The sequence below is a fragment of the Bradyrhizobium sp. Kon10 genome, assembly GCF_055807395.1.
In genome coordinates this window covers 62,449-81,978 of the sequence record NZ_JBVVOZ010000019.1, presented here as the reverse complement: position 1 = coordinate 81,978, position 19,530 = coordinate 62,449, and the positions used below count along the sequence as shown (strand labels likewise).

Here is a 19,530-nt window from a genome sequence, read left to right as displayed (position 1 = left end):
CAATCGTCGCTTCGCTCCTCGCAATGACGGTGTGGGGTTAGCGTCTACCCCTCCGTATTCGCCTTCATCGCCGCCTCGAACTTGTCGACGAACTCGGCGAGCTCGTCGCCGCCGATGTCGCTGACGGCCCAGAAATTCAGGCCGCGCTCGCCCCAGCGGCGGCAGTTGAAGCCCTGCATGGTCTGCGTCTTCGGCGGCCGATGCTCGGTGCTCGCGGTCTGCGACACGAACAGATTGATGATGTGCTGCCGGCGCCGGTAGACCACCGCACCGATCGCGCGTGCATCGACATAGTCGAGCCGGCCGCCGACCAGCGTGAAGCCTTGCGCGGTGAGATCGATCACGGGCGGGGCGACGTCGAGCTTGCCGTTGAACCACGGTTTCACGGTGTGCTGATCGGTCGAGACCACGTCGATGAGGTGGCCCGCCTGAAGCGAGCGCAGATGGGCGGAGACGACTTCCGAGAGGATGCGTTGCTGGTCGTCCTGGCGCAGCACGACAGCAACGACGCCGGAGGCGGCGAGCGCGGAGACCGCAGACCCCATCGCGAAGCCGCGCAGCACGGAGCGGCGGCTGGGCTGGCGCTGTGGTTGCGGCAGCGACGCCTCGATGCGGGCGCGCAGGCCCACCGGTGCCGTATAGCGCAGCTTGGAATCGGCAAGCATACGCTGCATTTCGCGTTGTGCAGCGAATTCGGCCGTGCAGGACGCGCAGCTTGCAATGTGTGCCTCGACCTCGCGCGCGTGTCCGGCATCGAGCTCGTTGTCGAGCAGGGCGTGAAGCAGGATCTTTGCTTCGTCGCAGGTCATTTCGAGTGCTCCTCTTCCGCCGTCCAGGCTGCGCGCAGCATCGCGCGCGCGCGTGCGAGGCGGGACATCACGGTGCCGACGGGGGCGCCGACGGCCTCGGCTATTTCACGGTAGGACAGGTTGTTGATCTCCCGCAGCACGAAGGTTTCCCTGAACGGTTCGGCGAGCGCGTCGATCAGCTTGCGAATGGCCCCGGCGTCGCGGCTGCGCAGCACTTCGGTTTCCGGGCTCGCCTCGGTCTCCTGCCAGATCGGGGTCTGGTCGGCCGTGCCGGGCGTGTCCTCGATTCCGGCGTGCGAATGCGCGCGTCTTGCATATTCGGCGTTACAGACATTGCGCAGGATCGCGAACAGCCACGGCTTCATCGCGGGGCCGCGATAGCTGTCAAAGTGCTTCAGTGCGCGCAAATAGCACTCCTGCACCGCATCCTCGGCATCGGAGGCGTCGCGCAGCAGATAGCGTGCGAGCGTGTAAACGTCGTCGAGATAGGGCAACGCCGCCTCGCGGAAGCGCTGTGCCTTCTGAAAATCGTCGCTGACGGGCATCGCCTCTCGCTTTGCCTCTTGCTGCGTTTCGTACTGGGTCTCTTCCTTCGCAGCGTCTTTGGATTGGAGCGAAGCCGCGCGAGCCCGGCCGGGGTGGGACCACCGGCCGGGCAGAATAGAGATGCCTTGGTTCGAGACGTTACTCAACCTTGATCATCCCCGTCATGTGCGGGTGCAGCGAACAAAAATACTTGTAGTCGCCCGCATTGGTGAAGGTGAACGAGAACTTGTCGTCGGTATCCAGGGTCTTGGACCTGAACTTGCCGGCCGATACCACGGTATGGGGAATGTCGTCCCGGTTGGTCCAGGTCACCGTCGTGCCGACCTTGATCTTGAGCTCGGCCGGCTGGAAGACGAAATTGTCGATATGGATTTCCATATTGTCGTCGGCACGGGCATTTGTGACGGGCAGCAGGATAGCCGCGGCCAAAGCGAGGCCGAAGTCGACGGCGAAGTCGCGGCGATTGAGTCTCTTCATTGTCAGCTTCCGTTCGAACTTGGATCAACCCTGGAGCGGCGTGTCGATGATGGCGAGCCGCTGCTCGTTCTGCTTGAAGTTGACGCTGGCGACCCCGAGCATCGATCGGAGCTTGGCGTCCTCGACCTTCATTGGTCCGGGCGAGGGCGCGGCGCCCGGCGCCGGTTGCGGGAAGGCGGTGGAGCGCGCGGTGTGGAAGGTGACGTTTCCCTCGACCTTCTGCATCACCTGGTGAATGTGGCCGTTCAGCACGGTGACCGAGCCAAAGCCCTTGACGTATTCGAGCGCGCGGCCGCCGTCCTCGGTGCCCCAGCCCCATTCCGGATAGACGGTCCAGAGCGGGATGTGCGCAAACAATACGACAGGCGTGGATTTCGACTTGCCGCGGAGATCGTCCTCGAGCCAGGCAAGCTGCTCAGCGCCGAGATTGCCGAGACCGCCGGCCTTGAGGTCGACGACGTTGACCAGGCCGATGAAGTGCACACCGCCGGCGTCGAAGGAGTACCAGCCCGCACCCTTGGTGCCGCGGCCGTAGCGCTCGCGATAGAACTTCACCTCTTCGTCGAGGAAATCATGCTCGCCGGGGACGTAGTGCACGTCCAGCTTGGACTGCGAGATGATGCGGTCGGCATTGTCGAACTCGGCGGCCTTGGACAGATGGGTGATGTCGCCGGTATGGATCATGAACGACGGCTTGGCCGGCATTGCATTGATCTTGTTGACGGCCTCCTCAAGCGTGCCCAGCGCGTTGGGGTTAGCCGGCTTGTCGAAGCCGACATGGCTGTCGCTGATCTGGAGGAAGGTCATGCCGGGCGCGGCCGCGGTGGCGGCTTGCGCAGAATCGATGATGCCGAGCGAGCGCGGCACGCCGCCCGTGACGGTCCAGAGCACCCCGGTGCCGGCCCAGGTCATGCATTCGAGCACCTTGCGGCGGCTGACGCCGTCTTCGCCGTGATCGTGTCCGCTCATCGCGCATTTCCTCCGGCCCGGAATTGGGCGTCGGGGAAGTGACCGGGGGAGCAGCGGGTTTATTCCCGGATGCGATGACGATTTCGTGAGCCGGCTGGATGCGCAGCCTGTATGGAGCGTAGCGGAATATGGGATCTATCGTGCGTCCTCTCCCGGATTTCGCCACGCCCGCCCGGGCTACGCATTCATTTCGCATCCTCCAAGATCATCGCCGCGCCCTTCTCGGCGATCATCGCGGTCGGCGTGTTGGTGTTACCTGAGGTGATGGTCGGCATGATCGAGGCGTCGACGATGCGCAGACTGCTCAAGCCGTAGAAGCGCAGGCGCTCGTCAACCACGGCCATCGGATCATTCGGCGCGCCCATCTTCGCAGTGCCGACGGGATGGAAGATGGTGGTGCCGATATCACCGGCGGCTTTGGCGAGCGAGGCATCGTCGTCGCCGACGGAGGGGCCGGGCAGATATTCGCTCGGCCTGTACTTGGCCAGCGCCTTCTGTTGCATCAACCGCCGCGTGGTGCGGATGGCGTCGGCGCCGACCTGGCGGTCGTCGTCGGTCGACAGATAGTTCGGCGCGATGATCGGCTTTTCGTCAGGTGTCGCCGAGCGCAGCCGCACGGTGCCGCGCGAGGTCGGCTGAAGGTTGCAGGCGCTGACGGTGATGGCGGGGAAGCGGTGCAGGGGATCGCCGAACTTGTCGAGCGACAGCGGCTGCACGTGAAACTGGATGTTGGCGCGCGCGCGCGTCGCATCGGAGCGCGTGAAGATGCCGAGCTGCGAGGGCGCCATCGTCAAGGGTCCGCGGCGGCGGAAGGCGTAATCGAGGCCCATCAGGCCACGGCGGACCAGATTGTAATAGGTCTCGTTCAGCGTGCGCACGCCCTCGACCTTGTAGATCGCACGCTGCTGGAGATGGTCCTGCAGATTGCGGCCGACGCCGGGCTTGTCCATCACGACGTCGATGCCGAGCGGCGACAGCCAGTCGGTAGGACCGATGCCCGAGCGATGCAGCACCTGGACCGAGCCGATCGAGCCCGCCGAGAGAACCACCTCGCGCCTCGCGCGGGCTTCGATGATCTCGCCGTTCTGGATGAACCGCACGCCCAGGGCGCGGCCCTGCTCGACAACGAGACGGTCGACCAGCACGTGCTTCTCGAGCCGCAGATTGGGGCGGTTCAGTGCGGGCTTGAGGAAGCCGCGCGCCGACGACCAGCGCCGGCCGCGCTTCTGGTTGACGTGGAAATAGCTCGTGCCTTCGTTGTCGCCGGTGTTGAAATCCGGGATGCGCTTGATGCCCATCTCCTCGGCGGCGTCGCCGACGGCATCGAGAACGTCCCACGACAGTCGCGGCGCCTCGATGCGCCAACCGCCGCCGGCACCGTGATGCTCGCTCGCGCCGAGGAAGTGGTCTTCGAGCCGCTTGAACAACGGCAGCACGTCGTCATAGCCCCAGCCGGTCATCCCAAGCTGGCGCCAATGATCGTAATCGGCGGCCTGTCCGCGCATCGAGATCATGGCGTTGATCGCCGAACAGCCGCCGATCACCTTGCCGCGGGGATAAGCGAGCGCGCGACCGTTCAGGCCCGGCTCGGGCTCGGTCTTGAACATCCAATCCGAGCGCGGGTTGCCGATCGCAAAGAGATAGCCGACGGGGATATGGAACCAGATCCAGTTGTCGTCACCGCCGGCCTCCAGGATCAGCACGCGATTGCCGGGATCGGCCGAGAGCCGGTTGGCGACGATGCAACCCGCCGTGCCGGCTCCGACGACAATGTAATCATACTCACCTTCGAGCCGTCTTGGCATTTTGCGTCACCCGGATGGTCACCTCACGTGCTGTCCTAATAGGCAGAGGCGGCGGACCGGGACAAGCCCGGCCATGTCTGGAGGGCAGGGCCAGGTCCGGCCTGTGGGAGTTGGGTGGACTGCCGCTTGCATGCTAGACGGTCCTCTGTTCCCAACAAAAGCTTGAGATCCCTCCATGCCCATCGTGAACCGCGTCGCCGACCTTCAACCCGACATCCAGGCTTGGCGGCGCGACATCCACCAGCACCCCGAGCTGCTGTACGACGTCCACCGCACCGCAGCATTCGTCGCGGATCGCCTCCGCGAATTCGGCTGCGACGAGGTCGTGACCGGGGTCGGCCAGACCGGCGTGGTCGGCGTGATCAAGGGCAACAAGCCGGCCGGCGAGGGGCTCAAGGTGATCGGTCTGCGCGCCGACATGGACGCGCTGCCTGTCGAGGAACAGACCAACCTGCCTTACGCCTCCAAGATTCCGGGCAAGATGCATGCCTGCGGCCATGACGGACACACCGCGATGCTGCTGGGCGCCGCGCGCTACCTTGCCGAGACCCGCAACTTCGCCGGCGATGCGATCGTGATCTTCCAGCCGGCCGAGGAAGGTGGCGCCGGCGGTGCGGCCATGGTCAGGGACGGCATGATGGAGCGCTTCGGCATCGAGCAGGTCTACGGCATGCACAACGGGCCCGGAATTCCGGTCGGCTCGTTCGCGATCCGGCCGGGTCCGATCATGGCGGCGACAGACGAGGTCGACATCATGATCGAGGGCCTCGGTGGCCACGCCGCGCGCCCGCACAAATGCGTGGATTCCGTGCTGGTCGGCGCGCAGCTCATCACGGCATTGCAGTCGATCGTCGCGCGCAGCATCGATCCGCTCGAATCGGCCGTGATCTCGATCTGCGAATTCCATGCTGGCAACGCCCGCAACGTCATTCCGCAAACTGCTACGCTGAGGGGGACCATCCGCACGCTGTCTCCGGAGGTGCGCAAGCTCGTCGAGAAGCGCGTGCGCGAGGTGGTGGCGGGCGTGGCGCAGATCACCGGCGCGAAGATCGATCTGCAGTACAAGAACAATTATCCGGTGGTGGTCAACCACGCTGCGGAGACCGATGTCGCGACGCGCATTGCGAAGCAGGTCGCGGGCGACGCCAACGTCCTTGAGATGCCGCCGCTGATGGGCGGCGAGGATTTTGCGTACATGCTGGAAGCACGCCCCGGCGCTTTCATCTTCTGCGGTAACGGCGACAGCGCCGGCCTGCATCACCCCGCCTACAACTTCGACGACGAGGCCATCGTCTTCGGCACGTCCTACTGGGTCAAGCTGGTCGAGGAGCAGCTCGCTGCGTGAGCTAATCCCACTTTCCATCCCTTGGTCATGCCGGGGCTTGCCCAGGGCATTTCTTGATCCATCATTTCCAGGGACCGCGTAAAGCATCGAACGCCAATGTGCAGCATCTGGAATCTCAGGATTCCGGATGTGGCGCTCGCGCCGTGCCGAAACGACGGTGCAAATTCAGTGACACTTATTCAAAATTGACACTGTCAAGATTTGGCTTGACGAGCCCCGCGTTCGGCCCCTAGGTATCTTTACGATGTAAAGATTTGTTCGGTTTGACCCGCTCTTGCCTGCTCCACAGGGCCTGCCAACTAGGATCCCAAGAACTACCATGCCCATCGTGAATCGTGTCGTCGACATTCAACCCGACATCCAGACCTGGCGGCGGGACATCCACCAACATCCCGAGCTGCTGTACGAAGTTCACCGTACGGCAGCATTCGTGGCGGATCGCCTGCGCGAATTCGGCTGCGACGCGGTCGTGACCGGCATCGGCCGGACCGGCGTCGTCGGCCTGATCAAGGGCGTGCAGCCCACGAGCGGCGATCTCAAGGTGATCGGTCTGCGTGCCGACATGGACGCGCTGCCGATCGAGGAGCAGACCAACCTGCCTTACGCCTCGGTCAATCCGGGTATGATGCACGCCTGCGGCCATGACGGCCACACCGCGATGCTGCTGGGTGCAGCCCGTTACCTCGCCGAGACCCGCAACTTCGCCGGCGATGCGGTCGTGATCTTTCAGCCGGCCGAGGAGGGCGGTGCCGGCGGCGCGGCCATGGTCAAGGATGGGCTGATGGAGCGTTTCGCTATCGATCAGGTCTACGGCATGCACAACGGCCCCGGCATTCCGATCGGCTCGTTCGCGATCCGGCAGGGCCCGATCATGGCGGCAACCGATGCGGTCGACATCAAGATCGAGGGCCTCGGCGGCCACGCGGCGCGTCCGCACAAATGCGTTGATTCCGTTCTGGTCGGTGCGCAGTTGATCACCGCGCTGCAGTCGATCGTCGCGCGGAGCGTGGATCCGCTGGACTCTGCCGTGATCTCGATCTGCGAATTCCACGCCGGCAATACCCGCAACGTCATTCCACAAACGGCGGAGTTGAAAGGCACGATTCGCGCGCTGACGGCGGAAGCGCGCAAGCTCGCGGAGAAGCGCGTGCGCGAAGTCGTGGCCGGCGTGGCCCAGATCACCGGCGCCAAGATCGACCTGTCCTACAAGAACAGTTATCCCGTGACCAACAACCACGCGGCGCAGACCGAGGTGGCGCGGCGGATCGCCAAGCAGATCGCCGGCGACGGCAATGTGTACGAGATGCCGCCGCAAATGGCCGGCGAGGACTTCGCCTATATGCTGGAAGCGCGGCCCGGCGCCCTCATCTTCTGCGGTAACGGCGACAGCGCCAGCCTGCATCACCCCGCCTACAATTTCGACGACGAGGCGATCGTCTTCGGCACATCCTACTGGGTCAAGCTGGTCGAGGAGCAGCTGGCCGCCTCGTGAGGCCACGATGTCGTAACACGGAAGAAAAGGGCTCGCGCGTGGCGCGGGCCCTTTGACGTCAGTGAGCCAGCGATCTCTCAGAAGACGTGAGAGAAGAAATAATAGAGCGAGCCCGAGATGATCATCGCGGCCGGCAGCGTCAGCACCCAGGCCATTGCGATGTTGCGGATCGTGGACCATTGCAGGCCCGAGCCATTGGCGGCCATCGTGCCGGCGATGCCTGAAGACAGCACGTGGGTGGTCGAGACCGGCAGGCCGTAAATGTCGGCGGCGGCGATGGTGGCAGCCGCTGTGATCTCGGCGCAGGCACCTTGGGCGTAGGTCAGGTGCGTCTTGCCGATCTTCTCGCCGACCGTGACCACGATGCGCTTCCAGCCGACCATGGTGCCCAGCCCAAGCGCGATGGCGACCACGATCTTCACCCAGCCGGGGATGAACTTCGTGGCGCTGTCGAGCGAGCCCTTGTAGGCGTTGAGCACGGCGACGTCGTCGGCGTTAAGCTCGGCTTCCTTGTCCTTCATCAGGAATCGGAGCGCTTCCGAGGCGAGGTACATGTCGTTGCGCGTGTTGCCGACGAGTTCGGCCGGCACCTTAGCGAGCGAGCCGTAGGTGGTCACCTGCTTGGCGATGTCGCGCACCAGCACGGCAAGCGAGGGGAAGGTACCGCCGTTGACTTCGCGGGTCGCGACGTAGCTGGTCACCGCGGGGCGCGGATTGCCGAGCACGCTGTAACCGGCAGCCTTGCCCTCGATGATCTTGCCGGCCGAGTCCGAGTTCTTGACGAAGTGCTCGATCTCGCTCGCGGGCATGGCGCGGTTGAGCGCATAGGCGGTCGGCACGGTGCCGATCAGGATCAGCATGATCAGGCCCATGCCCTTCTGGCCGTCGTTGGAGCCGTGGAAGAAGCTCACCAGCGTGCAGGTGAGGATCAGGATGCCGCGGATCCACCACGGCGGCGGCTGGTCGCCCTTCGGCTCGCCGAACAGAGCGGGCGTGGCGCGCAGCAGCACGCTTCGCAGGATGTAGAGCAGGACCGCGGCGAGCGCGAAGCCGAACAACGGCGACAGCAGCAGCGCCTTGCCGATATTGGTGGCCTGGGACCAGTCGACACCCGAGGTGCCGCTGCGGCCGTGCAGGACCGCATTCATGATGCCAACGCCCATGATCGAGCCGATCAGCGTGTGCGAGCTCGAGGCCGGCAGGCCGAAATACCAGGTACCGACATTCCAGATGATCGCGGCGATCAGCAGCGCGAACACCATGGCGAAACCAGCGCTGGAGCCGACCTGAAGGATCAATTCCACTGGCAGCAGCGAGACGATCCCGAACGCGACGGCACCCGACGAGAGCAGCACGCCGAAAAGGTTGAACATGCCGGACCAGATCACGGCGATGTTGGCGGGCAGGGAGCGCGTGTAGATCACGGTGGCGACCGCATTGGCGGTGTCGTGGAAGCCGTTCACGAACTCGAAGCCGAGCGCGATCAGCAGCGCGATGAAGAGCATGAGGAAGGGAGCGATGCTCTTGATTTGCGTGCCGGTCGCATCGACGTCGGTCCAGATGCTGTAGGCAACGAAGAGCAGTGCGGTGGCGATGACCCCCATATAGATGATGCCGGTCAGCGGGTGGAATCCGCCTTCAAGGTCCGGGCCCTCACGCAAGGCCGGCTCGATCGAGCCGGGTAAAGCAACGTCACTCATCGGAATTCTCCTGTCCCAATGCGCCGACTTTGCGCGCGCCATGTGACAGGCAGTTGAAATGGGCCGGCATGCAGTTGAAATGGCGGGACTACTCCACCGCTTGTTGCCGGGGATGACAGCCCGTGTCAGGCGGCGTGGGCGGATTTCCGCTGCAAGGCGGCGGCGATCTTCAGATCGTCGACAAAACGCCGATATTCCAGCGCCTTGGCCTCGGGATCGGGCAGCCGCAACAGGTAGGACGGATGAACCGTCACCAGCGCCTTGCGGCCGTCGGGAAGGTCGATCAGCCGGCCGCGGTTTTTGCCGATCGGGGTGATCTTGCCGAACACGCTTTGCGCGGCGGTCGCACCCATCGCGACGATGAGATCGGGCTGGATGACGGAGACCTCCCGCTCATACCATTGCCGGCACGCCCGGATCTCCGGCGTGTTCGGCTTTTGATGCAGGCGAATTTTTCCGCGCGGCACGAATTTGAAGTGTTTCACCGCGTTGGTGACATAGACCTTCTTGCGGTTCACGCCGGCCTCCTCCAGCGCGCGGTCGAGCATCTGGCCGGCGGGGCCGACGAAGGGATGGCCGGCGAGGTCTTCCTTGTCGCCGGGCTGTTCCCCGACCAGCATGATGTTGGCGGACTTCGGGCCTTCGCCGAACACGGTCTGGGTCGCGTCCTTGTAGAGATGGCAGGCGCGGCAGTGGGCGGCTTCCTCGCGGAGCGCTTCGAGATCGTCGGCGGCGGTCTTGCGTTTCATCGGAGTCTCCGGCCGCGGGTTCATCCTTCCGCCGGTCCAGCGTTCGGCATCGGCAAGCAGAGGTTCAAGTATCGAAGCTTCCGACAGGTTCCTCCGGTACTTCTGCGGCGCTTCGGGCGTGATCGGGTGGTCATGCCGAAAGTGGCGGCGCCAGGTTTCCTCCAACCGGTTTGGAGCCGGCATCTCCTTCTGGCTGATCCCAGGCGTGAACGAGATCGCGTGGCCGTCCCAATGGGCGCAAATGTCGGGCGTGAGGATGGACCAGGGCATGTCGGCATAACGGCGCGCGAAAAACGGCGCGGCGAATGCCACGATGTGATGTTCCGGCTCGAACCAGGCGGCATAATGCGCCTTCTGCTCGCGTCCGATCTCGCGGAAACGGACGAGATCGCGCATCCGCTGTACATCGCGCTGCACGGCGCCTGCCATCACGGTTGCTTCTGCCACGTCGGGATCGGTCATTGTTGCCAGCAGGTCGTGATCGGCTTTCAGCCGCCAGAGCAGGCGATAGAGCAGCGCAAAACGTGCGCTGTCCCGATGCAGGATCGCGACGCGGGCAAGCTCGACAAAATTGGCCGGAACGTTGAACGTGCCTTCGGTCTCGACGGGCGGAAGGCTTGGCGCTTCGGACAGGCCAGGGGGCACCAGGTCTTTCGCCTGGCCCTGCACGCTCCACGTCACTTCCATCGGCGTGATGTGATGTAGCGCAAGCGCGCGTGCCGCCTTGCGCCAGCCGTCAAAGTCAGTCTCGCTGTCGAGGGCAATCAGGTACATGACACTTGAATCCTCTTGATTCCGCTCATGAATCTACAGGCGCGCCAATTCGATTGACTCTCATGCGCCCGTTAGCTTTATATTAGAACATATCATGAACAAATGAGCCAGCTGCTGGTTCTCTTTTTGAGAGCCACCGGCAATCACCTCTGAAGGAGCGGCGAGCATGAGCGGCGCACGTAGCAGCGCGCTTGCGACCTTGCGCGGCCAGATCGAGCGCATCGAGACGGCGGAGGTCGTGCATCATCGCGATCGCGTCGCGCTCGGCCACGACGGGGCCGACACCGCACTGATGGGCGGGCTCGCGCGCGCGACAATCCACGAGGTGTTTTGCGAGGGCCGCCAGGGCGCCGCCGCGACGGGTTTTGTGAGCGGGCTTGCGGGTCGCGTGACGGCGCGCAAACCGCTTTTGTGGGTGCGGCAGGATTTTTCGGAAACTGAAACCGGCGCGCTGTCGATGAGCGGGCTTGCCGAGCTCGGTCTCGATCCGCGCCGCGTGGTGCTGGTGCGTGCGGCTGACGTGGAGAGTGCGTTACGCACCTCGGCCGACGCGCTTGCCTGCGATGCGCTGGGGGCGGTCGTGCTCGAGCTCTGGGGTGAGACCAGACAGTTCGATCTCGTGGCGAGCCGCAAGCTGACGCTGGCCGCGCAAGCTTCCGGCGTCACCGGCCTGCTGCTGCGGATGGCCGCGCAGCCGCTGCCTTCGACTGCGGAGACGCGATGGATGCTGCGCGCGGCGCATTCGCCGCCGGGGACGACATGGAGTGCCTGGGGCGCGCCGCGCTTCGATGCCGAGCTCTTGCGCAATCGTCATGGCCCGTGCGGCCGCTGGATCATGGAATGGAAGTGTGATGAGTGCCAGTTCTCTGAACCATCGTCGTATCCTCAGTCTGTGGCTGCCGCGCCTGCCTATCGACAGGATCAAGCGGTTCTTGCCGAGCAGCGGCGCGCAGGGTGAACCAAACATCGTTGTCATCAAGGACAACAATGCGCTGGTGATCCACGCGCTCGACGACGCGGCATCGCGTTTGGGGCTGCATGTCGGCCAGCCCCTGGCCAATGCCCGGGCGATGTGCCCGGACTTGAAAGTGTTCGACGCCGACGTCGTGGCCGATGCGAAGACGCTCAGCGACATCGCCGACTGGTGCGATCGCTTCACCCCGCTGGTGGCGCTCGATCCGCCGCACGGGCTGTTCCTGGACATCACCGGTTGCGCGCATCTGTTCGGTGGCGAAGCTGCGCTGTTGCAGACGCTGGTTCGAGCGCTGGCTCGTCAGGATTTTGCCGTCAGCGCGGCGATCGCCGGAACCTCGGTCTGTGCGCGCACGCTGACGCGCCAGGCTTCAGGCGCCATCGTCGCCGATGGCGGGGAGGCGGAAGCGGTCAACCGGCTTCCGGTGTCCGCGCTTGGCGCGGGTGAGGCCATCACCACCGGCCTGCGCCGTGCCGGCTTGAAAACCATCGGCGATGTTGCCTCTCGCGCGCCGCACGAGATCACGGCGCGGTTCGGCGCCCGGTTTTCCACACTGCTTGCGCATGCGCTGGGACAGGGCGATGCCCCGATCAGCCCGCGCAAACCGCTGCCTGATTATATCGTGGAAAAACGTTTTGCCGAGCCGATTGCGACCGACACCATGATCGCGATGACGCTGTCGCGCCTGGCGGACACGCTTGTTACGTCCATGGAGAAGCAGGGCAAGGGCGCGCGGAGGTTGGAGGCCGCGTTCTTCCGCACCGACGGCGTGGTGCGCGCGATCATGGTCGAGACCGGACGGCCGGTCACCCAAAGCAAGGTCGTCGATCGGCTGTTCCGCGAGCGTCTCGACGCGCTCGCCGACCCCCTCGATCCCGGCTTCGGCTTCGACATGGTGCGGTTGTCGGCGAGCCGCACCGAAATCGTGGTGCAGGAGCAGCGCGATCTCGATGCTCACGTCCACGACAATGACGAGCTGGCGGCACTGGTCGACCGCATTGCCGCGCGCATCGGCGGAAAGCGCGTTGTCGTGCACCTGCCGCAGAACACCCATATTCCGGAGTATGCCGTGCTGGCCGCGCCGGCGCAGCATCATCTTGCCGCCGCCATGCAGGCCGAATGGCCGTCGCGCACCGCGAGCGAGCCGCCGCTGCGGCCCTTGCGGCTGTTTGAAAAACCGGAGCAGGTTACGGTGCCGTTCGCGACCGTGCCCGACGGCCCGCCGCATCAATTCACCTGGCGGCGCGCGCAGCATGCCGTGGTGCGGGTGGAAGGGCCCGAGCGTATCGCCATGGAATGGTGGCGGCAGGACGGCAGGCAACTGACGCGGGATTATTTCCGCATCGAGAATGCCGAAGGCCTGCGCTTCTGGATGTTTCGCGATGGTCTCTACGACGAGCTGATTGACGACGAGGGCAAGTCCATTCCCGCCAAATGGTATGTGCACGGTCTCTTCGCATGACGACATCAGCCTATGCCGAGATCGGCATCACCACCAACTTCTCGTTCCTGCGCGGCGGATCGGACCCGCGCGCCTATGTGCATCAGGCTAGCATTTTGGGCATCCCCGCGATCGGGATTGCCGATCACAACACGCTGGCCGGTGTCGTGCGCGCCTACAACGAGCTCGACAACACCGAGGTGTTGCACAAGCCAAAACTCCTGATCGGCGCGCGCATCGTCTTCATCGACGGCACACCCGACATTTTCGTCTATCCGCGCGATCGCGCCGCATACGGCCGGTTGTGCCAGCTCCTCACCAAAGGCAAGCGCGGCGACGAGATCACGCGGATTGAGAAGGGTGAATGCCATCTCACTCTCGCCGATCTCCTTGCGTTTGCCGAAGGCCAGCTCCTGGTCCTGACGCTGCCGCATCGCTTTGACCAAGCGCAAGCGCTGGATATTCTCGCAAAACTCAGGGCAAGCCGCGCCGAGGGCGTGTGGCTGGCGGCGAGCCTGATCTATCGCGGCGACGACCGGCGCCGCCTGGCGCAGCTCGATGATCTCGCGACGATAGCAAAGGTGCCCCTGCTCGCGACCAACGAGGTGCTCTATCACCATCCGGCCCGCCGTCACCTGCAGGACGTGCTGACCTGCATCCGGGAAAAGACCACGATCGAGGCGGTCGGGAGAAGGCTCGAAGCCAATGCCGAACGGTTTTTGAAACCTCCCAGAGAAATGGCGCGGTTGTTCCGCGATTTTCCCGAGGCGATCGCGGAGACCATGCGCTTTGCCGATCGCATTGAGTTCTCGCTCGACCAGCTCAAATACCAGTATCCGGATGAGCCGGTGCCGCCCGGCAAGACCGCGCAGGGCCATCTGGAAGATCTGACCTGGGCCGGCGTGCAGACCTATTTCAACGGCAACATCGACGACAAGCTTCGCGCGACTCTCAAGAAAGAGCTCGCCTTGATCGCCGAGCTGAAATACGCGCACTACTTCCTCACCGTGCACGACATCGTGCGTTACGCGCGCAGCCAGAATATCTTGTGCCAGGGGCGCGGATCGGCGGCGAATTCGGCCGTCTGCTACGTGCTCGGCATCACTTCGGTCGACCCGACCAAGGTCGATCTGCTGTTCGAGCGCTTCATCTCCAAGGAGCGGCTGGAGCCGCCGGATATCGACGTCGATTTCGAGCATTCGCGGCGCGAGGAGGTGATGCAATATGTCTATCGCTGCTACGGCCGCCACCGCGCTGCGATCATCGCCACCGTCATCCATTACCGCCCGCGCAGCGCCATTCGCGACGTCGGCAAGGCACTCGGACTGACCGAGGACGTCACCGCCGCGCTCGCCGACACCGTCTGGGGCAGCTGGGGCAAGGGCCTCAACGACATGCAGGTCAAGCAGGCCGGGCTCGATCCCCAGAATCCCATGATCAACCTTGCGGTCGAGCTTGCGACCGAACTGATCGAATTCCCGCGCCATCTCTCCCAGCATGTCGGCGGCTATGTGCTCACGCAAGACCGGCTCGACACCTATGTGCCGATCGGCAATGCCGCGATGGATGATCGCACCTTCATCGAATGGGACAAGGACGACGTCGACGCGCTCAACATGATGAAGGTCGACGTGCTGGCGCTCGGCATGCTGACCTGCATCCGCAAATGCTTTGATCTGATCGATCAGCACAAGGGTGAGCGCTGGGTTTTGGCGAGCGTCCCGCAGGACGATCCCAAGGTCTACGACATGCTGTGCCTCGGGGAATCGCTTGGTGTGTTTCAGGTCGAGAGCCGCGCGCAGATGAACATGCTGCCGCGTCTGAAGCCGCGGGAGTTCTATGATCTCGTGATCGAGGTCGCGATCGTGCGCCCCGGTCCGATCCAGGGCGACATGGTCCATCCTTACCTTCGCCGGCGAAACGGCCTGGAAAAAGTAAGCTATCCATCCCCGTCGCCGCAGCATGGCGACAAGGACGAGCTTTACAAGGTGCTGCACAAAACCCTCGGCGTGCCCCTGTTCCAGGAACAGGCGATGCGTATCGCGATCGAGGCCGCGAAATTCACTTCCGAGGAAGCCAACGGCCTGCGCCGCTCGATGGCGACGTTCCGCAATGTCGGCACCATCGGCACATACGAGGACAAGCTGATCGGCAACATGGTCGCGCGGGGCTACGATCCCGAATTCGCCAAAGGTTGTTTCGAACAGATCAAGGGTTTTGGCAGCTACGGCTTCCCGGAAAGCCATGCCGCCAGCTTCGCGCAGCTCGTCTACATCTCGTCCTGGCTGAAGCACTACCATCCCGACGCGTTCTGCTGCGGCCTGCTGAACTCGCAGCCGATGGGCTTCTATGCGCCGGCACAGATCGTCAGCGACGCGCGCAAGAACGGCGTCGAGGTGCGCGACATCGACGTGTCCTACAGCTTTGCGCAGAACACGCTGGAAGAGGGGAGCGGCAAATACTGCGCCGTGCGACTGGGCTTTCGCCAGATCGACGGCTTCCACTGGCGCGACGAGGATGAGGAGAGATTAAAAATTATCCAGTCGTCATTCCGGGCCATGCGTAGCGCGAGCCCGGAATCCATTAGGCCGCATACGCCTGGGGGAGGAATGGATTCCGGGCTCGCGCCAAATGGCGCGCCCCGGAATGACGGCGGAGAGTTGGACTGGGCCGACCGCATCGTCGCCGCCCGCAATCGCCGGAGCTTCACCTCACTCGAAGACTTCGCCCGCGACACCGGCCTGCCCAAGCGCGCGTTGATCCTGCTGGCGGACGCCGACGCCTTCCGCTCGCTCGGGCTCGACCGCCGCGAGGCGCTGTGGCAGGTGCGGCGCCTGCCCGACGACGTGCCGCTGCCGTTGTTCGAGGCGGCCACTGCGCGCGAGCAGCCGGACGAGCACGCAAAGCCATTGCCGGTAATGCCGCGCGCCGAGCAGGTGGTCGCGGATTATCAGACCATCCGGCTCTCGCTGAAGGGCCACCCGATGGAATTTCTGCGCGAGATGTTTTCGCGCGAACGAATCGTCGCCTGCAAGGATATCAATCATGAGAACGATCGGCACCGCGTCCGCTGCGCCGGCGTGGTGCTGGTGCGGCAGCGGCCGGGCAGTGCCAGCGGCGTGGTGTTCATGACGCTGGAGGACGAAACCGGCATCGCCAATGTCGTGGTGTGGCCGAAGATCATGGAGCAGTACCGCAAGGAGGTGATGGGCGCGCGCCTCGTCCTGGTCGAAGGCTATATCCAGAGCAGCCCCGAAAAGGTGACGCATCTGATCGCCCAGCGCATGGTCGACCGTTCGCACGATCTGATCGGCCTTGCCAACGACGCCCTCAGCCGCAAGCACCCGGTGCCATCAGGCGCCGCCCTGATCGAGCCGCTCAACGACGACCGTCGCGCCCATCCCGACGCCCCCGCGCAAAAAATCCGCCACCCCCGCAACGTCCGCGTCCTGCCGCCGTCGCGGGATTTTCATTGAAGGCCGTTGTTGTGTCCGCGCCGTCATTGCGAGGAGCTCTTGCGACGAAGCAATCCAGCTGCCTTCGCAGAAACAGTCTGGATTGCCTCGCTGCGCTCGCAATGACGAGCTTGTTGCAATGACTGGGCGCCACACTCTCGCCGGAGCGGGCTTCGAGAACGTAGCCCTCTAAAAATTCACCCGGTTTGAGATCGCGCCATCCACGACGAGATTGGAGCCCGTGGTGAACGACGACACCGGACTTGCCAGAAACACCGCGGCACTTGCGATTTCCTGTGGCGTGGCCATGCGACCCGTCGGATTTCGGCTGATCGCATCCTCGTAGCGCTTGGGCATGTTCTGTTCGATCGTGTTCCAGACGCCGCCCTTGAAATAGACCGTGCCGGGCGAGACCACGTTGACGCGGATCTTCTTCTTCGCATATTGCCGCGCCAGTCCCTTGGCCATGTGGATCAGCGCCGCCTTGATCGGGCCATAGGAGCTCGCCAGATCGGCCTGCGCCGCCGAAATCGAGGAGATGATGACGAAGGCCGCGTCACCGCTCGTCTCACCGCTGGCTTCGAGGAACGGCCGTGCGGCGTCGAACGCATGTACGGCGCCGAGCAGGTCAAGCCGGAAATTCTGCTCCCACGATGCAGCATCGTGGCCTTGCGCCATGGCGCCGGCGTTGGAAAACAGCATATCGATGCCGCCAAGCTCTTTCGCTGCAGCCTCGATCCAGGACTTCAGCGCCGCGCCGTCAGTGACGTCGACCGGGCTGCCGGCCGCGCGAATGCCGCCGGCCTTCAACTCCGCGACGGTCGCGGCAACCTGATCCACATTGCGTGCGCACAGCGCGACGTTGGTGCCTTCACCGGCGAGCGTTGCCGCAATCGCCCGACCGATGCCGCGCGTGCCGCCGAGCACGACAGCGTTCTTTCCTTTGAGACCGAGATCCATGGTTGGCTCCTTTTTGTTGGTCGGAGGAAGTGTAGCCGCTCCAGGAGATACGCAGAAGCCTTACTCCGGCGCAGCGCCGACCGGCGGGCCGCCGGGTGGGCGGTGCAGGAAGGTCAGCGACGCATAGGCGCCGACCCAGGAGCCGATCGCCGCGAAAGCGACATAGAAGGCGTTTTCGGTGTAGCTGATCACGGCATAGGAGGAGAGCAGATACCAGATCGCGCTCCAGCTCGCCGCCGGCACGCGCTTGCGCGCGACCACGGCCGAGGTGAACATCACATAGACCGCGTCGGTGGCCGCCGTTGCGATGAGCACGGCGCCTGCGGTGAGGGGATCGATGGCGGCCATGACATTCCCTTTTGTGCTAGTGGATAGGCGCGAGAAGCTACAGCATGATCCGGACGCTTGCGCAGCGTTTTTTCCTCGCGACAAATGCGGAACGCGTTTGCGCGGAGATCATGCTCAAACAATAACCCGAAACGGAGAGAAGCGGACATGCAAAGCCCAACCGGCGTTCTCAACGATCTCTGGAGCTCGGTTGGCGGCGATGCGGCCGCACTCGAGCGCGTGCGGCTGACCGGCGAAGAGCCGCAGATTCCATCCTCGTTTCGCGTCGCTGTCGCCGGACAAACGACGATCGCGGCCGCCGGCCTTGCCGCCGCCGAGATATGGAAGCTGCGAGGCGGCGAGGCACAGGACGTTCATGTGGATATGCGCCACGCCGTCGTCGAATGCCGCTCCGAACGATATCTTCGCCTCGACGACAAGCCGCCGCCCCCGGCCTGGGACGCCATTGCCGGCGTCTACAGGACCGGCGACAACCGTTTCGTCCGCTGCCACACCAATTTCAAGCATCATCGCGACGCCGTCTGCAAGGTGCTGGCTTGCGAGCCCGAGCGCGAGAAGGTGCAGGCCGCATTGATGCAATGGAAGGGCGAGGACTTCGAGACCGCGGCCTATGCCGCCGGCGGGGTCGTTGCCCTGATGCGCAGCTATGACGAATGGTCGGCGCTGCCGCAGGCGCGCGCGTTGGCGGAGCTGCCGCTGATAGCGATCGAGAAGATCGGCGATGCCCCGCCAAAGCCGTGGCCGAAAGGCGATCGTCCGCTGGCCGGTCTGCGCGTGCTCGATCTCTCCCGCGTCATCGCGGGCCCCGTCGCCGGCCGCACCCTCGCGGCGCATGGCGCCGATGTGCTGCTGATCTCCGGACCCGAGCTGCCGGCCATTCCCTGGCTCACCATCGACACCGGCCGCGGCAAGCTCACCACCTTCATCGAGCTCAAGAGCGAGCCGGGACGGACGCAATTGCGCGAGCTGTTAGAGGGCGCCGATATATTCTCGCAAGGCTATCGTCCGCGCGCGCTCGCAGCCCTCGGCTTTTCGCCGGAGGACGCAGCCAGCATCAATCCCGGCATCGTCTATGTGACGCTGTCGGCTTACGGCCACGCCGGCCCCTGGGCCGAGCGGCGCGGCTTCGATTCGCTGGTGCAGACCACGACCGGCTTCAACCACGCCGAGGGACAGGCCGCCGGCATCGACGCGCCGAAGGAATTGCCGGCGCAGATGCTCGACCACGCCACCGGATATCTGATGGGATTTGGCGCGATGATGGCCAAGGCGCGGCAGGCTCGCGAAGGCGGCAGCTGGCACGTACGCGTGTCGCTGGCACAGACCGGGCGCTGGCTGTGGAATCTCGGCCGGCTCGCGCACGGCCTGAACACCCCGGATATTGCGGGCGAGACCGTACATGCACCGTTCATGGAAACGGTGTCATCTGGCTTTGGCACGCTGACGGCGGTGCGCCATTCTGCCGTGCTGTCGGCAACGCCGGCACGATGGAGCCGTCCGGCGATGCCGCTCGGCAGCCATCCGCCGCAATGGCCGTCACGAAGCTGACGTGAAGCTGACGCGTTGCAGAATTTTAACGCAAACCGAAAGACGCTCCCCGTTTTTTAGGTTGTTTGAAATCTCAATTCGGCACTATTAGCGCGACCGATGAGGCAGTCGTTTGCCGAGATCGTCGCAGACTTGACCG

General features: G+C 64.3%; 15 protein-coding genes. 6 read left to right on the top strand and 9 right to left on the bottom strand.

Going from position 1 to position 19,530, the window contains the following annotated elements; all coding sequences use genetic code 11:
* Positions 1 to 44 precede the first annotated feature (44 nt).
* The 5 genes from AC0L2O_RS24425 to AC0L2O_RS24405 all read right to left on the bottom strand — a co-directional run bounded on the left by AC0L2O_RS24425 (position 45) and on the right by AC0L2O_RS24405 (position 4,606).
* Entirely contained in the window at positions 45 to 809 is a 765-nt protein-coding gene (locus AC0L2O_RS24425; protein ID WP_473371493.1) for an anti-sigma factor family protein, read from the bottom strand.
* Entirely contained in the window at positions 806 to 1,354 is a 549-nt protein-coding gene (locus AC0L2O_RS24420) for a sigma-70 family RNA polymerase sigma factor (protein ID WP_473371492.1), read from the bottom strand. Before AC0L2O_RS24420 ends, AC0L2O_RS24425 begins: the two co-directional genes overlap by 4 nt.
* A 139-nt stretch (positions 1,355 to 1,493) precedes the next feature.
* Positions 1,494 to 1,832 (bottom strand): cupredoxin domain-containing protein, encoded by a 339-nt coding sequence (locus AC0L2O_RS24415; RefSeq protein WP_369725237.1) that lies wholly within the window; start codon positions 1,830 to 1,832, stop codon positions 1,494 to 1,496.
* Between the two features lie 24 nt (positions 1,833 to 1,856).
* Positions 1,857 to 2,801 (bottom strand): metallophosphoesterase family protein, encoded by a 945-nt coding sequence (locus AC0L2O_RS24410; protein ID WP_409189513.1) that lies wholly within the window; start codon positions 2,799 to 2,801, stop codon positions 1,857 to 1,859.
* Between the two features lie 185 nt (positions 2,802 to 2,986).
* Positions 2,987 to 4,606 carry a GMC family oxidoreductase gene (locus AC0L2O_RS24405; protein WP_473371491.1) on the bottom strand — a complete coding sequence of 540 codons (1,620 nt, stop codon included), beginning with the start codon at positions 4,604 to 4,606 and terminating at the stop codon, positions 2,987 to 2,989.
* 175 nt (positions 4,607 to 4,781) lie between these two features.
* Between AC0L2O_RS24405 and AC0L2O_RS24400 the strand changes: the two genes are divergently transcribed.
* Together AC0L2O_RS24400 and AC0L2O_RS24395 are read left to right on the top strand one after the other, a co-directional pair.
* Entirely contained in the window at positions 4,782 to 5,951 is a 1,170-nt protein-coding gene (locus tag AC0L2O_RS24400) for a M20 aminoacylase family protein (RefSeq protein WP_473371490.1), read from the top strand.
* A 319-nt stretch (positions 5,952 to 6,270) separates the two neighbouring features.
* Positions 6,271 to 7,443 (top strand): M20 aminoacylase family protein, encoded by a 1,173-nt coding sequence (locus tag AC0L2O_RS24395; protein ID WP_473371489.1) that lies wholly within the window; start codon positions 6,271 to 6,273, stop codon positions 7,441 to 7,443.
* A 77-nt stretch (positions 7,444 to 7,520) separates the two neighbouring features.
* On the opposite strand, the gene AC0L2O_RS24390 is transcribed toward AC0L2O_RS24395, so the two are convergent.
* The gene (locus AC0L2O_RS24390; protein WP_473371488.1) at positions 7,521 to 9,143 is read right to left on the bottom strand and encodes an inorganic phosphate transporter; all 1,623 of its coding nucleotides are present in this window, start codon (positions 9,141 to 9,143) and stop codon (positions 7,521 to 7,523) included.
* Positions 9,144 to 9,268: 125 nt separating this feature from the next.
* Positions 9,269 to 10,666 (bottom strand): UdgX family uracil-DNA binding protein, encoded by a 1,398-nt coding sequence (locus AC0L2O_RS24385; protein ID WP_473371487.1) that lies wholly within the window; start codon positions 10,664 to 10,666, stop codon positions 9,269 to 9,271.
* A 166-nt stretch (positions 10,667 to 10,832) separates the two neighbouring features.
* On the opposite strand from AC0L2O_RS24385, the gene AC0L2O_RS24380 reads away from it, so the two are divergent.
* Genes AC0L2O_RS24380 through AC0L2O_RS24370 form a run of 3 tightly spaced genes read left to right on the top strand, consistent with a single transcriptional unit; the run spans position 10,833 to position 16,556 of the window.
* Positions 10,833 to 11,624, top strand: a complete 792-nt coding sequence (locus AC0L2O_RS24380) for an ImuA family protein (RefSeq protein ID WP_369725226.1) — start codon at positions 10,833 to 10,835, stop codon at positions 11,622 to 11,624.
* A complete protein-coding gene (locus AC0L2O_RS24375) occupies positions 11,518 to 13,101 on the top strand; it encodes a Y-family DNA polymerase (RefSeq protein ID WP_473371486.1) in 1,584 nt (527 codons plus the stop codon). Before AC0L2O_RS24380 ends, AC0L2O_RS24375 begins: the two co-directional genes overlap by 107 nt.
* Positions 13,098 to 16,556 (top strand): error-prone DNA polymerase, encoded by a 3,459-nt coding sequence (locus AC0L2O_RS24370; protein ID WP_473371485.1) that lies wholly within the window; start codon positions 13,098 to 13,100, stop codon positions 16,554 to 16,556. Before AC0L2O_RS24375 ends, AC0L2O_RS24370 begins: the two co-directional genes overlap by 4 nt.
* A gap of 168 nt (positions 16,557 to 16,724) precedes the next feature.
* Here AC0L2O_RS24370 and AC0L2O_RS24365 read toward each other — a convergent pair whose 3' ends face one another.
* Both AC0L2O_RS24365 and AC0L2O_RS24360 read right to left on the bottom strand, forming a co-directional pair.
* Positions 16,725 to 17,495: an SDR family NAD(P)-dependent oxidoreductase gene (locus AC0L2O_RS24365; RefSeq protein ID WP_473371484.1), complete on the bottom strand. Its 771-nt coding sequence runs from the start codon at positions 17,493 to 17,495 to the stop codon at positions 16,725 to 16,727.
* Positions 17,496 to 17,555: 60 nt separating this feature from the next.
* The gene (locus AC0L2O_RS24360) at positions 17,556 to 17,843 is read right to left on the bottom strand and encodes a hypothetical protein (protein WP_369725220.1); all 288 of its coding nucleotides are present in this window, start codon (positions 17,841 to 17,843) and stop codon (positions 17,556 to 17,558) included.
* Positions 17,844 to 17,990: 147 nt separating this feature from the next.
* On the opposite strand from AC0L2O_RS24360, the gene AC0L2O_RS24355 reads away from it, so the two are divergent.
* Positions 17,991 to 19,391 carry a CoA transferase gene (locus AC0L2O_RS24355; RefSeq protein WP_473371483.1) on the top strand — a complete coding sequence of 467 codons (1,401 nt, stop codon included), beginning with the start codon at positions 17,991 to 17,993 and terminating at the stop codon, positions 19,389 to 19,391.
* The last annotated feature ends 139 nt before the right edge of the window (positions 19,392 to 19,530 follow it).

What these genes read in the sequence shown, in the direction of transcription:
- AC0L2O_RS24395 (WP_473371489.1), top strand. Translation starts at nt 6,271, where the DNA reads ATGCCCATCGTGAATCGTGTCGTCGACATTCAACCCGACATCCAGACC.
- AC0L2O_RS24400 (WP_473371490.1), top strand. Translation starts at nt 4,782, where the DNA reads ATGCCCATCGTGAACCGCGTCGCCGACCTTCAACCCGACATCCAGGCT.
- AC0L2O_RS24425 (WP_473371493.1), bottom strand. Translation starts at nt 809, where the DNA reads ATGACCTGCGACGAAGCAAAGATCCTGCTTCACGCCCTGCTCGACAAC.
- AC0L2O_RS24390 (WP_473371488.1), bottom strand. Translation starts at nt 9,143, where the DNA reads ATGAGTGACGTTGCTTTACCCGGCTCGATCGAGCCGGCCTTGCGTGAG.
- AC0L2O_RS24365 (WP_473371484.1), bottom strand. Translation starts at nt 17,495, where the DNA reads ATGGATCTCGGTCTCAAAGGAAAGAACGCTGTCGTGCTCGGCGGCACG.
- AC0L2O_RS24360 (WP_369725220.1), bottom strand. Translation starts at nt 17,843, where the DNA reads ATGGCCGCCATCGATCCCCTCACCGCAGGCGCCGTGCTCATCGCAACG.
- AC0L2O_RS24375 (WP_473371486.1), top strand. Translation starts at nt 11,518, where the DNA reads ATGAGTGCCAGTTCTCTGAACCATCGTCGTATCCTCAGTCTGTGGCTG.
- AC0L2O_RS24385 (WP_473371487.1), bottom strand. Translation starts at nt 10,666, where the DNA reads ATGTACCTGATTGCCCTCGACAGCGAGACTGACTTTGACGGCTGGCGC.
- AC0L2O_RS24415 (WP_369725237.1), bottom strand. Translation starts at nt 1,832, where the DNA reads ATGAAGAGACTCAATCGCCGCGACTTCGCCGTCGACTTCGGCCTCGCT.
- AC0L2O_RS24420 (WP_473371492.1), bottom strand. Translation starts at nt 1,354, where the DNA reads ATGCCCGTCAGCGACGATTTTCAGAAGGCACAGCGCTTCCGCGAGGCG.
- AC0L2O_RS24355 (WP_473371483.1), top strand. Translation starts at nt 17,991, where the DNA reads ATGCAAAGCCCAACCGGCGTTCTCAACGATCTCTGGAGCTCGGTTGGC.
- AC0L2O_RS24380 (WP_369725226.1), top strand. Translation starts at nt 10,833, where the DNA reads ATGAGCGGCGCACGTAGCAGCGCGCTTGCGACCTTGCGCGGCCAGATC.
- AC0L2O_RS24370 (WP_473371485.1), top strand. Translation starts at nt 13,098, where the DNA reads ATGACGACATCAGCCTATGCCGAGATCGGCATCACCACCAACTTCTCG.
- AC0L2O_RS24410 (WP_409189513.1), bottom strand. Translation starts at nt 2,801, where the DNA reads ATGAGCGGACACGATCACGGCGAAGACGGCGTCAGCCGCCGCAAGGTG.
- AC0L2O_RS24405 (WP_473371491.1), bottom strand. Translation starts at nt 4,606, where the DNA reads ATGCCAAGACGGCTCGAAGGTGAGTATGATTACATTGTCGTCGGAGCC.